The sequence below is a fragment of the Kluyvera sp. Awk 3 genome, from assembly GCF_028069715.1.
GTDB lineage: Bacteria > Pseudomonadota > Gammaproteobacteria > Enterobacterales > Enterobacteriaceae > Kluyvera > Kluyvera georgiana_A.
Map to the genome: position 1 here is coordinate 1 of NZ_JANEWH010000051.1, position 14,495 is coordinate 14,495.

Annotated in this window: 12 protein-coding genes; 5 read left to right on the forward strand and 7 right to left on the reverse strand. The window is 56.7% G+C overall.

The genetic code is table 11. The features are described from left to right. The first annotated feature begins 76 nt into the window (after positions 1 to 76). Together yhcN and yhcN-B are read left to right on the forward strand one after the other, a co-directional pair. On the forward strand, positions 77 to 340 hold the full coding sequence (yhcN, locus tag NNN71_RS12325; protein ID WP_065356166.1) for a peroxide/acid stress response protein YhcN: 264 nt from the start codon (positions 77 to 79) through the stop codon (positions 338 to 340). A gap of 119 nt (positions 341 to 459) precedes the next feature. Further along, entirely contained in the window at positions 460 to 726 is a 267-nt protein-coding gene (gene yhcN-B / locus NNN71_RS12330) for a DUF1471 family stress response protein YhcN-B (protein ID WP_064541780.1), read from the forward strand. 52 nt (positions 727 to 778) lie between these two features. On the opposite strand, the gene NNN71_RS12335 is transcribed toward yhcN-B, so the two are convergent. Both NNN71_RS12335 and NNN71_RS12340 read right to left on the reverse strand, forming a co-directional pair. Beyond that, positions 779 to 1,054, reverse strand: coding sequence for a barstar family protein (locus NNN71_RS12335; protein WP_167574942.1), 276 nt, complete (start codon positions 1,052 to 1,054; stop codon positions 779 to 781). Between the two features lie 25 nt (positions 1,055 to 1,079). Continuing rightward, a complete protein-coding gene (locus tag NNN71_RS12340; RefSeq protein ID WP_167574941.1) occupies positions 1,080 to 2,534 on the reverse strand; it encodes an NAD-dependent succinate-semialdehyde dehydrogenase in 1,455 nt (484 codons plus the stop codon). A gap of 149 nt (positions 2,535 to 2,683) precedes the next feature. Here NNN71_RS12340 and NNN71_RS12345 point away from each other — a divergent pair, with 149 nt between their 5' ends. Continuing rightward, positions 2,684 to 4,012 carry a CoA transferase gene (locus NNN71_RS12345; protein ID WP_271458601.1) on the forward strand — a complete coding sequence of 443 codons (1,329 nt, stop codon included), beginning with the start codon at positions 2,684 to 2,686 and terminating at the stop codon, positions 4,010 to 4,012. A gap of 32 nt (positions 4,013 to 4,044) precedes the next feature. On the opposite strand, the gene aaeB is transcribed toward NNN71_RS12345, so the two are convergent. From aaeB to aaeX, 3 genes are read right to left on the reverse strand one after another with little or no spacing between them, the layout of a single operon-like run. Beyond that, positions 4,045 to 6,012 (reverse strand): p-hydroxybenzoic acid efflux pump subunit AaeB, encoded by a 1,968-nt coding sequence (aaeB, locus tag NNN71_RS12350; protein ID WP_163446525.1) that lies wholly within the window; start codon positions 6,010 to 6,012, stop codon positions 4,045 to 4,047. A 5-nt stretch (positions 6,013 to 6,017) separates the two neighbouring features. Continuing rightward, on the reverse strand, positions 6,018 to 6,950 hold the full coding sequence (gene aaeA / locus NNN71_RS12355; RefSeq protein WP_163446526.1) for a p-hydroxybenzoic acid efflux pump subunit AaeA: 933 nt from the start codon (positions 6,948 to 6,950) through the stop codon (positions 6,018 to 6,020). Positions 6,951 to 6,957: 7 nt separating this feature from the next. Further along, a complete protein-coding gene (aaeX, locus tag NNN71_RS12360; RefSeq protein ID WP_064541762.1) occupies positions 6,958 to 7,161 on the reverse strand; it encodes a p-hydroxybenzoic acid efflux pump operon protein AaeX in 204 nt (67 codons plus the stop codon). A gap of 129 nt (positions 7,162 to 7,290) precedes the next feature. Here aaeX and aaeR point away from each other — a divergent pair, with 129 nt between their 5' ends. Together aaeR and NNN71_RS12370 are read left to right on the forward strand one after the other, a co-directional pair. Further along, complete coding sequence (gene aaeR / locus NNN71_RS12365) at positions 7,291 to 8,217, forward strand: HTH-type transcriptional activator AaeR (protein ID WP_167574939.1); 927 nt, start codon at positions 7,291 to 7,293, stop codon at positions 8,215 to 8,217. 241 nt (positions 8,218 to 8,458) lie between these two features. Further along, positions 8,459 to 9,073 (forward strand): YagU family protein, encoded by a 615-nt coding sequence (locus NNN71_RS12370; protein ID WP_163446528.1) that lies wholly within the window; start codon positions 8,459 to 8,461, stop codon positions 9,071 to 9,073. 52 nt (positions 9,074 to 9,125) lie between these two features. Here the strand turns inward: NNN71_RS12370 and tldD are convergent, their stop codons facing one another. Then, a complete protein-coding gene (gene tldD, locus NNN71_RS12375) occupies positions 9,126 to 10,571 on the reverse strand; it encodes a metalloprotease TldD (RefSeq protein WP_271458602.1) in 1,446 nt (481 codons plus the stop codon). 106 nt (positions 10,572 to 10,677) lie between these two features. Next, the gene (yhdP, locus tag NNN71_RS12380; protein ID WP_271458603.1) at positions 10,678 to 14,478 is read right to left on the reverse strand and encodes an AsmA2 domain-containing protein YhdP; all 3,801 of its coding nucleotides are present in this window, start codon (positions 14,476 to 14,478) and stop codon (positions 10,678 to 10,680) included. Between the last annotated feature and the right edge of the window lie 17 nt (positions 14,479 to 14,495).

A 14,495-nucleotide genomic window follows, 5' to 3' on the forward strand; every position in this document is an offset into this window, starting at 1 on the left:
GATTAGTGTATACTTAATTTCGTGATGAGGGTCACAAAACAAAGACCTTCCAAAAAAATTCGACGAGGTGAGTATCATGAAAATCAAAACAACTGTTGCCGCTCTGAGCATCCTTTCCGTTATCTCTTTCGGTGCGTTTGCCGCTGACTCTATCAGCAGCGATCAAGCACAAAGCCGTCAGTCAATCGGCACCGTTTCCATCGGTTCCGTCGGTTCATCTCCGATGGATATGCACGAAATGCTGAACAAAAAAGCGGAAGAACAAGGTGCATCATCCTATCGCATCATTGAAGCGCGTACCGGCGCTCATTGGCACGCAACGGCTGAACTGTACAAATAAGTTCGCGTCAGGCAGCACGTCGGCAGTGTAGAAAAGTTTAATACCCAGCGGTCCCAGGAATCAGAAACAACATCCTCTCACCGCTGAAGAATGAAGAATATGGTGAGGAGTAAAACATTATGAAAAGCGCAATGATCATCGCATCCCTTGGTCTGGCATCCGTTCTGTCCTTCGGCGCAAGCGCCGCAGTGCAACAGGTTAACGCGGAGCAGGCACAGAATCTGCAATCCGTCGGCACCGTTTCTGTTTCTCAGATCGGTAGCGACCCGATGGATATGCGCAGCGCATTAGCCGCTAAAGCCGAAAAACAAGGCGCCAGCAGCTACCGCATTATTGAAGCCCGTACCGGCGACCATTGGCACGCTACGGCTGAGCTGTACAAATAAACCCTCGTCGTCTTGTCCGACGACTTGCCCTCGCCCTTATGCGAGGGCTTTTTTATGCTCGTTGCACGTTGAACCGCAGCATCCCTTCCAGCTCTTCTTCCGCTTCATCAAACAGCAGAATCAGCGCGCCGTAGCGACGGCGCTGCTTGTCGTCGAGATGGATAAACTCAATCTCCAGCGGTAACGGCATTTGTGGGCCGGTGACCGCATCCCAAAGTGCGTCCAAATCGCGAATCGACTCACGATCGAGGGCAAAGAGTTGAGCGAACTCCCGATAAAAATCGCCCTGATCCTCTATCTCGTCAAAATCAAAAGTATAGATTTTCATCTCACGCCCTCTCCCATCCTGCAAACTAAAGTCCCCCAATGTGCAGCGTTTTTACCTCAAGGTACTCTTCCAGTCCCAGCACCGAGCCTTCACGCCCCAGCCCGGACTCCTTAACGCCGCCGAATGGCCCCAGCTCAGTTGACACTGCACACTCGTTAATACCGATCATCCCGCTTTCTAACGCCTGCGAGACACGGAACACGCGAGACAGGTTTTGCGTATAGAAATAGGCGGCCAGGCCGTAGGGCGTATCATTCGCCCGGTGAATAACATCATCCTCATCGCGGAAGCGGAAGCACGCCGCCAGCGGGCCAAACGTCTCTTCCTGCGCCAGCAGCATCTGTTCCTGACAGTCGCCCAGCACCGTCGGCTGCCAGAAGTTGCCGCCCAGCTCATGAGGCTGACCGCCAGCCAGCACCTTCGCCCCCTTCGAGACGGCGTCTTCTACGTGCTCACGCACTTTTTTCACTGCCGCCGCTTCAATCAGCGGGCCAACGACCACGCCATCATCCAGACCGTTGCCGACTTTCAGCGCTTTCACGGCGGCGGCAAGCTGGCTGGTGAAACGGTCATAGACGCTATCGTGAATATAGAAACGGTTCACGCTGACGCACACCTGCCCGGCGTTGCGGAATTTATTGGCTACCGCCCCCTGTACCGCCGCGTCGATATCCGCATCCTCAAAGACGATATAGGGCGCATTGCCCCCCAGCTCCATCGAGACTTTCTTCATGGTTTCCGCAGCGTTACGCACCAACGTTTTCCCCACCGCCGTCGAGCCGGTGAAGGAGATCTTACGCACGTCATGGCTCGCCATTATGGCGTCGCTGATTTCCGCCGTGTTCCCCGCCACCGCGTTCAGCACCCCGTCAGGGATCCCGGCTTTTTTCGCCAGCGCCAGCAGCGCGAACGCGCAAAGCGGTGTGTTGTTGGCAGGTTTAATCACCCCGGTACAGCCCGCGGCCAGCGCCGGACCGAGCTTACGGGTCAGCATCGCCATCGGGAAGTTCCACGGCGTAATCGCCGCCACCACGCCAATCGGTTCACGCGTCGCCAGAATGCGCGAGCCGGGTTTCGCCGGGGGAATGATCTCCCCATTTGCCCGCTTGCCCTGTTCGGCAAACCACTGGATAAAGCTCGCCGCGTAATCCACTTCCCCTTCCGCCTCTTTCAGCGGTTTGCCTTGTTCAATGGTCATCAGACGCGCCAGCCAGCTTTTGTTTTCAATCATCAGCTGATACCAGCGATAAAGCAGCTCCGAGCGCGCTTTTGCCGTTTTTGCCCGCCACTGTGGGAACGCTTTTGCCGCGGCGGCAATCGCCTGTTCGGTCTCATGCTTTCCGGCCTTCGCTACCTTTGCTACCACCTCGCCCGTTGCTGGGTTCAGCACGTCAAAGGTGGCGTCGAGATGGCGCCATTCGCCATTGACCAGATAGCCTGTTTGAAAAAGGTCATTGTCCTGTAGCGCTTGCGTGGTCATTACACCCTCCTGAAAAGTGTTTCCAGTTAAGTATAGCTATCGCTTTTACGGCAATAGTTGCCAGAATAACGAAAGTCGCATTAATGACGGGGAAGCGTGCTGTGATGAGTGAATATCCTGTTTTCAATAAGCTGCGCCAGGAACTCGGTTTGGCGCATTTCGCTACGAATAAGGTGACGTTAAGCGGTTGTGGGCCAATTTATCCCACGCCGTTTGCCATCGGTGACGCCGCCGCATCAATACTGGTGTTGCAGGGGATTATGCTGGATGTGCTGAGAGGTACTCAGCAGGACATTCACGTTAACGCCCAATGTGCCGCCGCATCGACCCACGCGGTGACCTTTCAGCAACAGAACGGGTATAACTGGCAGTACAACGATCCCGACTATCCCACTACCGATTTCTATCTGACCCAGGACAACCGCTGGATTTTCCTGCACGGCGGCTACCCGCGGCTGCGTGACGGTATTCTCGATATCCTTGATGTGCCGAATAACCGCGCCAGAGTGGCGCAGGCGGTCGCAAAATGGAACGCCGAGGCGCTCGAAGAGACGATAGCCCGCGCCGGGCTGTGCGCGGCAATCGCCCGCAGTCATGATGAATGGCTGGCGCATCCTCAGGGGCAGGCGGTCAGCCAGGAGCCGCTAATCCGCTTCACGCGTCTGACCGATAGCCCCCCTAAACCTCGCCAGTACGGCAATGAGCGGGTTCTTCAGTCGCTGCGGGTGCTGGACTTCACGCATGTGATTGCCGGGCCGACTGCCACCCGCGGGCTGGCGCAAATGGGCGCTGACGTGCTGCATATCTCATCTCCCTATCGCCCACGTATTCTGCCGTTTGACGTCGATACCAATCACGGTAAACGCAACGCCTACCTCGAACTGTCCAGCGCCGATGGGGCAAGGCGAGCGGCGCAGCTGGTGCGCGATGGCGACGTGTTTGTGCAGAGCTATCGCCCAGGCGCGCTCGCCCGCTATGGGCTCAGCAATGAGGAACTGGCGCGCAACAATCCGCACATTATCACCGTGAACCTCAACTGCTACGGACATCGGGGGCCATGGAAAGACCGCCCAGGGTTTGAACAACTGGCTCAAACGGTGACGGGAATGGCGGTGGCGCAGGGCGAAGGAGGCCAGCCGCAGCTGGGGCCAACCTATCCCAACGACTATTTGAGCGGCTACCTGGCGACACTCGGCGTGTTGATGGCGCTGGAGCGTCAACGTCACGAAGGCGGCGCATGGCAGGTGGATGTATCGCTGTGTCGAACGGCAACATGGTTACAGGAGCTGGGAAGCCTGGCTGAGTGGCGTCACGTACCGCCACCGGATGCTCAAGCCATCGCGAGCGCGATGGCAGTGGAACAGGGGCCGTTTGGCGAACTGCGTTACTTCAATAGCGCGCTGTCGTTGGCGCACACGCCGATGCACTTCTCGCAGCCAGCGATGCCGCTGGGGGCACACGAGGCCGCGTGGTGGTAAATTTCCCGGGTCTATTCGGCCCGGGAAGTTGACTAATTGATGGTTAAAGCGCTCTGATACTTATGCAGCATCGCCACCAGCCGTTCAACCGGCTGCGTCACCTGCTCGGGCGCTTCCCAGACGCGAAGCTTATTCTGGTAAACGCTCAATTCATCCAGCAACCGCGAGAAGTAGTAATGGCGTTTATCGTCGCTGCTGGCCGAAATCACCTTATCGGCGGTACGGCGCAACTGGCGGTGGAAAGCCGACAGATCGTCATTGACTGGAATCGGCGCGTCGCGCAGGCGCTGGTGCGCAATGATAAGCGTCAGCGCCAGGCGGAACTTAGCGACATCACCGGGAAACTTGTTCAGCAGTAAAAAGAGCTGCTGATACAACGCCGGCAGATGGTTCTCTTTGCGCCGCGCCATATTGGTGGTCATCGCCGAAACGGCGGCAAACACAAACTGGTTCAGCAACACACGGCCAGTGCGCAAGCGCGAGTTATCGCGAATCAGCAGAATGACGATCAGCGCCATAAAGCAGCCGACAATCTGCCCCAGCGCGCTGTCGAGAAACTGGCTGAAGTGGAAAGTCATCGGGTTATCCAGCACCAAAATGTTGATGGTACTGGCCAGCGCACCAAGCGAGCCCAGCCGCCGTTTCTGCACCTCAATGCCGATAAAGAAGCACATCACCGCCAGGCTCAGGCACAGCAGGAACATACTTTGCTGGGTGGCGGGCATGATCACCAGGAAATAGAGCGCGCCGATCGGCAAAGCGGCAATCGTCCCGTAAAGGAAGTCGATCGCAACCATGCGCGGATTGGGAAGACGCATCGCCAGCGAGGTCACCACGGCGATCATCACCATCGCCCCGCTACCAGAGGTCCAGCCGGTCCATAGCCAGAATAAAATACCCAGCGCGCAGGAAACCGTGGTACGCCAGAAGTTAACCATCGCATGATGACGTTCGGCGGATTCCGGCCTCACCACCACTTCGCTTTGCAGAATTTCTTCTTCGCGGGCGCTGATTTTGGCGTTGCCAACCACACCACGTCTGAGCAGCAGATAGCGCGTGGCCGCACCGACCCAACTGTAGATGGTGACCGGCGTATCGTGTTCGCCGGTCCACGCCAGTACGCGACGCATGCGCTTAAGCTGACGATGTACATCCTGCACCGTCTCGACCGGCTCCTCAAACAGCTCGCGGTAAGCGTCTGTCACCAGCTCCGGGCGCGAATTCTGCATGATAAACGTTTCAACGGCCTGGGTGATCATCGTCAGTGAGACAGTATTTAGCGCTTTCAGGCGACGGTTAGCGCGCGTCCAGCGTGATGACTCCATATTCAGGTTGCTACGCATACCTTCCAACGCGGTAGCGCGGCGCACCAGCGCAAGCCAGGCGCGATCCATCTCATCGCTGTCACCGTGCTTAATGCACAGCTGCATCAGGCGGTATTGATCGATGAGCATCGAATCCAATTCGTTATCGATCTCTTTTTTGATCGAACGCGGAGAGAACAGCAGATCGGCGACGATCGCGCAGACGATACCGATCACGATCTCGCTACAGCGCTCTACTGCGAACTGCGGCGTTAACAGCGGTTCGGCCTGAATGGTAATAACGATAATCAGCGCCGTATAGCCGGAAAGCCCCCAGGCGTAGGAGTTCTCCACGCGCACCAGCGACGAGATCCAGGTGCAGAAACCGGCCCAAATGCTGCACACCAGCAGCATCAGCAACGGCGCGCGGATCATGGTGATAATAATCACCAGCGCGGCGATACAGCCGATAAAGGTGCCGACAATACGCAGCATCCCGCGGTAACGAATCGCCCCCGCGTAAGGTTCGCCCCCCGCAGCAAAGGCCGGACCGGCGGCCACCAGCGCGGCGGTCAGCACCGCCCAGCGCGGAGTTTCAAGCTGAAAGTGAAAGCCGACAAACAGCGCCAGCACCACCGCGCAGGCCAGTTTGATGGCAAAGCGGATATGCTGGTTGGCAATACTGAAGATGCCCATGGCGATTAACCGAATTCACGCAGGCGCAGCGCCAGTTTCTGGAAGAACGTCATCTGGCTGGCATCGCGATCTTTTTCACCGGTGATCACCACCGTAGCGGTCGTGCCCGCTGGCCACAGGTTACCCGGTTCGTCATCAAGATGAATACGGACCGGCACGCGCTGGGCCAGGCGTACCCATTCCAGGTTGGAATCAACGGTCGCCATCCCTTTACTGTCGACGCTGCTGCTGGCGTTAGTGACGCCCGCCGCCATGCTGTCAACGGTTCCTTTTAACACACGGTTACTGCCCAGCGGCGTAATTTCCGCACGGTAGCCAGGGCGCACGCGCTCCAGCTTGGTCTCTTCCAGATAGGCCATCACGTAGAAGGAGTGCTGTTTAACCAGCGCCACCGCCGTGGAACCTCGGGTAATAAACTCACCGGCATAGACGTTCAGGTTGGTTATCCAGCCGTCTGCTGGCGCGCGAATTACGGTACGCTCAAGATCAAGACGCGCGAGATCGCGGGTTGCCTGCGCCTTCGCTAACTGATGCAAAACGGTTTGCAGCACGTTGTTAGACTGATCGATCTCTTCACGCGACATCGCATTGATGCCCAGCTTGTTACGACGCCCGGCTTCACGGCTTTTCTCTTCAGCCAGCGCCTGGTAGTAGGAGACATCGGCTTCTGCTTCGGCCAGCGCCTTCTGGTAGCGCGGCTGATCAATCACAAACAGAACCTGATTTTTGGTAACCAGTTGGTTATCCTTGACCTGTACACCGGTAATGAGGCCCGACACGTCGGGAGCGATAGCCACGACGTCCGCGCTAAAGCGCGCATCGCGAGTCCAGGGGGATTCGGTGTAATAGACCCAGGCGCGGAAAATAGCGATGAACGCCAGGATAACCAGTATCACCGTAATCGCGGTACGGGAGATATTTCTTGTTAGTGTTTTCACATCTACCTCAAACGAACAAACGTGATATCAGATAAAACAGGCAGCAATACAGTGCCGTGTTGAACAACGCGGGATGCCAGACAAAATCGTAGATCCCGGTTGGCACCAGCACTCGATGCACCACCCAAAAAATGGCGAGCGACAACAGCAGCTCAAAGAAGATCGGTGGAAAAGAGAGACCGAAAATCACGATGACAGGAAACAGGCTCATGTTGACCTTACTAGACTAGCGTGCAGGTGAGATTGAAACTTTAGTTATGCAACTAACAGTATATTAACGTAACTGTTATAGCCTTATCTACATAGTGTGATGCAAATCACTTTTAAGCCAGAGTGAACAATGGAACGATTAAAACGGATGTCGGTGTTTGCCAAGGTTGTCGAGCATGGCTCCTTTACCGCCGCGGCACGACAGCTACAAATGAGCGTCTCTTCCATCAGCCAGACTGTCTCTAAACTGGAAGATGAGCTCCAGGTCAAACTGCTTAATCGCAGTACGCGGAGCATTGGTTTAACCGAAGCCGGTAAAATTTACTACCAGGGCTGCCGCCGCATGCTGCACGAAGTCCAGGATGTTCACGAACAGCTTTACGCGTTTAATAACACGCCGATTGGAACGCTGCGTATCGGCTGCTCTTCAACTATGGCACAAAATGTTCTCGCACGGATCACCGCCGATATGTTGAAAAAGTATCCCGAGTTAACGGTCAATCTGGTCACCGGCATTCCCGCGCCAGACCTGATTGCCGACGGGCTGGACGTGGTCATTCGCGTCGGATCCTTACAAGATTCCAGCCTCTTTTCACGTCGGTTAGGCGCGATGCCGATGGTGGTATGCGCCGCGAAAAGCTACCTGCAACAGGCGGGAGTGCCAGAAAAACCCGCCGACCTCGCCAATCACTCGTGGCTGGAGTACAGCGTACGCCCGGATAACGAATTCGAGTTGATTGCCCCGGAAGGCATTTCCACGCGCCTCATTCCCGAAGGACGTTTTGTTACCAACGATCCCATGACGCTCACCCGCTGGCTTTCGGCAGGCGCCGGGCTGGCCTACGTGCCCCTGATGTGGGTGATCGAGGAGATCAACCGCGGGGACGTGGAAATTCTCTTCCCACGCTATCAGTCCGATCCCCGGCCGGTGTATGCCCTGTATACCGAGAAAGACAAACTGCCGCTAAAAGTACAAGTCTGCATCAACTACCTGACCGAGTATTTTGTTGAAGTGGCGGAATTATTTCAGGGAATGCGCGGAAGAAGGAAAGAGTAGTGCAGGGATATGTCTTTAAACCTTAAAAAAGACTATAGATATACTTTATCTGAATATCTTCACCACATCGTTATCGCTAATCTAAAATATCCACCTTTGGACTATCAAGATTAGCGAATTGACACTACCGCCGAGCGTCACCTATCTTATTATTTATATCTGAAATTGAGACTATTATATTAGTTGCAGATATAAATAATAAGCATGCAATATTCAGGATTACTTTAGACAAGGGCCATCTATGAATCTATTTGAAATGACGCCGCCTTCACGCCGGCGCTATGGACTCGCCGCGTTCATTGGTTTAATCGCTGGGATTGTCTCGGCCTTCGTCAAATGGGGTGCAGAAGTTCCGCTGCCTCCACGTAGCCCTACTGATTTATTTAGCAGCGCATGCGGGCCGGAACAATTGATCAGAGCGGCCGGTCAAATTGACTGTTCGCGTAATTTTCTGAACCCACCCTATGTATTTCTACGCGACTGGTTAGGTGTTGCCGATCCTAACGCGGTGGTATATACATTTGCCGGTCATATATTTAACTGGGTTGGCGTCACACATATTATTTTCTCTATCGTCTTCGCTGTTGGCTATTGCGTAGTCGCGGAAGTCTTCCCGAAAATTAAACTCTGGCAGGGTCTGCTTGCAGGGGCCTTAGCCCAACTTTTCGTCCATATGATCTCATTCCCATTGATGGGATTAACACCGCCACTTTTTGAACTTCCCTGGTACGAGCACGTCTCCGAAATCGTCGGGCACCTGATCTGGTTCTGGTCTATTGAAATCATTCGTCGTGATTTACGTAACCGTATTACTCACGAACCGGACCCCGAGATCCCGCTGGATCATATTCGCTAAAAAAATGGCGCGACTCCAGGAGTCGCGCCATTCCCGCATATCACTTTTCAGGTCAGGCGGTGCCGCCAACGGTCAGGTTATCCACCTTCAGCGTCGGCTGACCAACGCCAACCGGCAGGCTCTGGCCTTCTTTACCACAAACGCCTACGCCGTTATCCAGCTTCAGATCGTTACCGACCATCGACACCTGCTGCATGGTTTCGATACCGGAACCAATCAGCGTGGCTCCTTTCACCGGCTTAGTCACCTTACCGTTTTCAATCAGGTAGGCTTCCGAAGTAGAGAACACGAATTTCCCGGAGGTAATATCCACCTGACCGCCGCCGAAGTTAGGCGCATACAGCCCGTACTCCACAGATTCAATAATTTCCTGCGGCGTGGACTTGCCCGCTAGCATGTAGGTGTTGGTCATACGCGGCATCGGCAGGTGCGCGTAGGATTCACGACGCCCGTTACCGGTTGGCGCCACGCCCATCAGGCGCGCGTTGAGTTTGTCCTGCATGTAACCTTTCAGAATGCCGTTCTCTATCAGGACGTTGTACTGACCCGGCACGCCTTCATCGTCAATCGCCACGGAACCGCGACGATCGCCGATCGTACCGTCATCCACTATCGTACATAGCTCAGACGCCACCAGTTGGCCCATCTGCCCGCTAAAGACCGAAGTGCCGCGACGGTTAAAGTCCCCTTCCAGACCATGGCCCACCGCTTCGTGCAGCAGCACGCCCGGCCAGCCCGCGCCAAGCACAACCGGCAGCGTACCCGCCGGCGCAGCGACTGCCGACAGATTGACCAGCGCCATGCGCACGGCTTCTTTCGCCCACGCGTCGGCGCGGACTTCACCGTCGAGGTCAGCCAGGAAATAATCATAGCCAAAACGACCGCCGCCGCCGCTGGCGCCGCGTTCGCGTTTACCGTCTTGTTCCACCTGTACGCTGACCGACAGACGCACCAGCGGGCGAACATCCGCCGCCAGCGTACCGTCGGTTGCCGCCACCAGAATCAGCTCATACACGCCGGTCAGGCTGGCGGTAACTTCCTGTACCCGCGCGTCTGCGGCACGCGCGACGCTGTCGACGCGGCGCAGAATATCCAGCTTCTCTTCGCGCGTCATGCTTTGTAGCGGATCCAGCGAGGTGTACAGCGCCGGATGTTCAACCGCACCCAGGGTTTGTACTTTACCGTCACCCGCATCGCGCACGATGGTACGTGCCGCCTGCGCGCTCTGCTCCAGCGCCAGCAGGCTAATCTGGTCGGCGTAGGCAAAGCCTGTTTTCTCACCGCTGACCGCACGCACGCCGACGCCCTGGTCGATGTTGTAAGAACCGTCTTTAATGATACGGTCTTCTAAAACCCAGGATTCGTGATAGCTGGACTGAAAATAGAGATCGCCATAGTCCAGACGGCGCTCCGTGAGTTGACCAAGAATGGCAAACAGGTCCTGATGATTCAGGCCGTTCGCCGCCAGCAATTGTTCACTTACCAGGTTTAGACTCATTATTTCGTTACTCACTAATGCCCGCGTGCCTTAAGCATAGCGGGCCTGTATTCCGGGTGTTTGTCGTATGAGATTGAGGCAATTCAAGGCTTGCGTCAAATCACGGCTATTTATTGCTACGCGCCTGGCGCAGCACTTCGTTAATTTGCGGCTTGTCGATCGGGCCGGTGATGCGATAACGCAGGATCGAGACCTTGTTCCACAATGGCCCCAGTACCTTGGTCGCGGCAAACACCGCCGCGCCGATAATCGGGTTCACCGCGAAAGCCGTCGCCACGCCGACCGTCGCCGAGATTTCCGGCGCGACAATCGCTTCCATATTCAACTCGCGGCGCACCAGGTCAACCGAGCCTTTCATGGCGATATCCGCCTCCAGGCCATCCACCAGCGTATCATCGGTATTCAGCACCCCGTCCTTAATCCACGCGGTGCTGCGGATGGAGTCAAAGTAGAATCCATCGCTGAAGGTGTCACTAAAGTCAAAGCGCAGCTTACGCAGCAACGCATCGACGCTCAGCAGGCGCAGCAACTGCCCGGCGTGGCCGGTAGAAATATCGGTAAACTGCCCTTTGCTGACGCGCGATTTGAGAATGCCGTTCAGCGAAGCGACATCCGGCTGCCATGGTTTATCACGCCAATGTAAATCGTAGTCTACATCAACGGACGCGTCGCGAATTGGCGTGGAAACGCCGAAGAAGGCCACCGCATCATCAACGTTGTTACCGTGAATTTTGCCCTTCAGCGAGGTTCGCTGGCCAGAGGCCGCATTCACCCACACGCCCTCGGCGGTCAAGCGACCAAAACCAGTATCCACCAGGCCATTTGCCAGCGAGAGCGTATCGCCTTTGACGCTGAAATCACCGTCGATTCGCCCGTATTTCTGCCCCCATAGCCAGCACTCAGCGCAGCGCAGCTGGAGATCGGGCCAACCATGGAAGTCGATAGCGCTGCTGCTGGCGCTGGCGTTCACGCTTCCGCTGCTGGCTGTCTGCGCCAGCGGGTTCGCCGACGGGTTGTAGTAGAGATAACGCACCGCGGCCTGCCACGGCGAGTTGTTCTTCATCGTCAGGCTGGCGTTAATTTCGCGGCCCTGCGCTTCCACGCGCGTTCCGTCAGCCGTCGGTTTTGAGACCAGACTCAGGTTGTTCCACTGCTGGCCAGCAAAGGCCAGCGACGGCGTGCGCAGCGTGACGCTTTCCGGGAACGAGGCAGCGGAGCTCACGCTATCCGCCGCGCCGCGCTGGAACAGGGCCAGCCACTGCGCGCCATCCATCGGCGGTAAATTCAGTTCAACTCCCGGCGCCTGCGGCAGCGGCGGTATCGTGCGGCTGTCCGAGGTCCAGATGGCGCTCTGGAGCGCCAGCTTATTACCCAGCAGCCAGCGGCTGTTAATGTGGTTACTCTGACCGACGTTGCCAGTCAGGTCGAAACTGCGCAGATTGCCGTCGACGTCAATTTTAAGCGGCAGCGCCTGACCCGCCGTTTTGTTGGCTGGCGAAGGTAAGTTACTACTCACATTCTGCAGATCGCCTGTGATACCGACTTTATAGGTGGCGCTACCGTGATACGGCAGCTCAATCGCGACATTGCCTTTCCACGGCACGCTGCCTTTCAACGCATCGTTGAGCTGTTTCGGCAGCACGCCCATTTTAACGGGCTGCCAGTCGGCCTGCATATTCACGCCCACCTGATACGCTTTCGCCCCTTCGGTGGTGGTGAAATCGATATTCAGCGGCTGATTAAACCAGGTTGCCGTCAGCGGTTCACTGGTCAGGTTGCCGTTTTCAAAGCTGAATTTGCCTTTCAGGTTATGCAGCGTGCTGTCCAACGGCTTGATAAACAGGCTGTTGTTATTCAGTGCTACGTTGCCTTTCGCGGTGACCTGTTCGCCGTCGAGCGGGATATCGAGATGTAAGCGTGCACTCACATCGCCGTCAATCTGCAACTCTTCAAGGGCCGCCGCCAGCGAGTCGTGCAGAGGCGTTTCCTGGAAATACGGACCAACCGCCTTGCCCGGGCCGTTGATATCGGCGTCAATCAGCAGCTTCTCTTTTTCGTAATCCGGAATGGCCGCCTCAAGATTACTGGCGGTCACGCCGCCGAGCGTCGCTTTGTCCGCCTTCATCCACAGGCCTTCGTTAATAAAGTTCAGCTCAATATCAAGATTGGTCAGCGCTGGCCAATCCGGCTGGAAGGCAAAGGTCGCATCGTGCAGTGGAACGTAGACCTGGAACTGGCCTTCGTTGTGCTTATAAGGGAACAGGTGCGGGTTCCCGCCATACACCAGCGTGGCATTTTCCGCCTTGCCGGCTTTGATTGCGCCGCTCAGGTAATCAACCAGCTTCTTACCCATCAGGTTTTCCGGGAAGTAGCGCCACGCCTGGCCGCCATCATCGGTGCTGATCCCGGCGAGAATGCCCAGCCAGGGCTGATCGTCTTTTGGCTGAAGATAGCGGAAACCACCGGCGGCACGAACGCCGGTCGCCTGCACGTCGATATTGCGCCCGTCCAGCATCAAGCCTTTGTCGTTGTTCACCCAGTTCAGCGTAGCCGTGCCGTTGGCAATCTCCAGCGGCGCGCGGAAAACATGCTCGTAAGGCATCAGCGCTTTTTGCATGGCGACGTGCAGCGCGCCGTTCTCGACGCTGCCCGATATGCTGCCGGAAACATGTTCAGCCCCCGGCAGCAGCTTCCACTGCTTCCAGGCCAGATTGTCCCAGCTCGCGTTAAAGCGCGTTTTGCTGGTTTCCTGGAGAGGAATATCCATCGCCAGGGCATCAACCATGCCGCTCGGCTGAGCCGTACGCCAGATATCAGCCACTTCCGGCGAGAGCTTCTCGGCGATTGGCAGCAGGCCGTTTAACCCGGCGAGCGACAGATGGCTGGCACGTATACGCAGTTCATCGCTGCGCTTAGCGTCTGGCCCGCCGACTTCCTGAGCCGGGATCCATGCCAGCGCCAGCGCGCCGCGCGGCCATGGCGTATCATCAATGGTGATGCGGGTATCGGGAATGCGGAATTCCCAGCCCTCTTTTTCCCGAGAAAGATGCGCGGTGAGGTTGTCCACCGAGAGCTGATGCGTTTGCTGGTCGCCCTGCCAGCTGGCGCCGCCCTTTTTCAGCCACACGTCGCCGTTGGCCACTTCACCTTTATCCAGCGACACCCAGCCTTCAAGACTAAAGCGCGCGCTGGTCAGTGCGATGTTGTCCTGCATCCACCGTCCGAGCCACGGCTTCACATCGATATCATCGGCCTGCAACCAGAGCCGCCCTTTATTGAGCAGGCCGTTTTCATCGCGCAAGTCCATGCGCACTTTCATCACTCCGTGCTGTCCGGTGAGGCTGGAAAGGCTCAGCTCACCTTCGGCACGGTGACGGTTTTTGTCATTCACCCATGTGAGCTGCGGCACCGCAAGTTCGGCACGCTGGCCGGAGAGGGTCAGGAAACTGAGGTGACTGTCGCGTAAGGTGAAGTGGTCGAACTGGCGTAGGAAGAGATCGCCGATGCGATCGCCCTTCAGGCCATCGTCGCTGTCGTTTTTCTGCAACGGCGTGTTGGTGTGAATTTGCAGCTGCCAGAAGGTCAGCTCGCGGAACTGCCAACGCATGTGCAGCAGGCTTTGCCAGACGTCCAGCGCCATGGAGGCGCGTTTGATGGAGAGTTCGCCGCCGTCATTCAGCCCGGCTTTGATATCACGAACATCAAGGGTCGGGCCAAAGTTCTGCCAGCTGGCCTGGATTTGTGAGGCGGAGACCGGCAGCCCGGTCGCCGTTTCAATTTTACCCAGCAGCGCCGGACGCCATTTATCCAGATGCGGCAGCGCCAGACGCAGGCCGCTCACCAGCAGCGCGACAACGACAACCAGTGTGGCAACGGTGAGCAGTAAAATCCCCGGCAATCGCCTCACGCATCTCTCCTTGGGTC

What these genes read in the sequence shown, in the direction of transcription:
- yhcN (WP_065356166.1), top strand. Translation starts at nt 77, where the DNA reads ATGAAAATCAAAACAACTGTTGCCGCTCTGAGCATCCTTTCCGTTATC.
- yhcN-B (WP_064541780.1), top strand. Translation starts at nt 460, where the DNA reads ATGAAAAGCGCAATGATCATCGCATCCCTTGGTCTGGCATCCGTTCTG.
- NNN71_RS12335 (WP_167574942.1), bottom strand. Translation starts at nt 1,054, where the DNA reads ATGAAAATCTATACTTTTGATTTTGACGAGATAGAGGATCAGGGCGAT.
- NNN71_RS12340 (WP_167574941.1), bottom strand. Translation starts at nt 2,534, where the DNA reads ATGACCACGCAAGCGCTACAGGACAATGACCTTTTTCAAACAGGCTAT.
- aaeB (WP_163446525.1), bottom strand. Translation starts at nt 6,012, where the DNA reads ATGGGCATCTTCAGTATTGCCAACCAGCATATCCGCTTTGCCATCAAA.
- aaeX (WP_064541762.1), bottom strand. Translation starts at nt 7,161, where the DNA reads ATGAGCCTGTTTCCTGTCATCGTGATTTTCGGTCTCTCTTTTCCACCG.
- aaeR (WP_167574939.1), top strand. Translation starts at nt 7,291, where the DNA reads ATGGAACGATTAAAACGGATGTCGGTGTTTGCCAAGGTTGTCGAGCAT.
- NNN71_RS12370 (WP_163446528.1), top strand. Translation starts at nt 8,459, where the DNA reads ATGAATCTATTTGAAATGACGCCGCCTTCACGCCGGCGCTATGGACTC.
- tldD (WP_271458602.1), bottom strand. Translation starts at nt 10,571, where the DNA reads ATGAGTCTAAACCTGGTAAGTGAACAATTGCTGGCGGCGAACGGCCTG.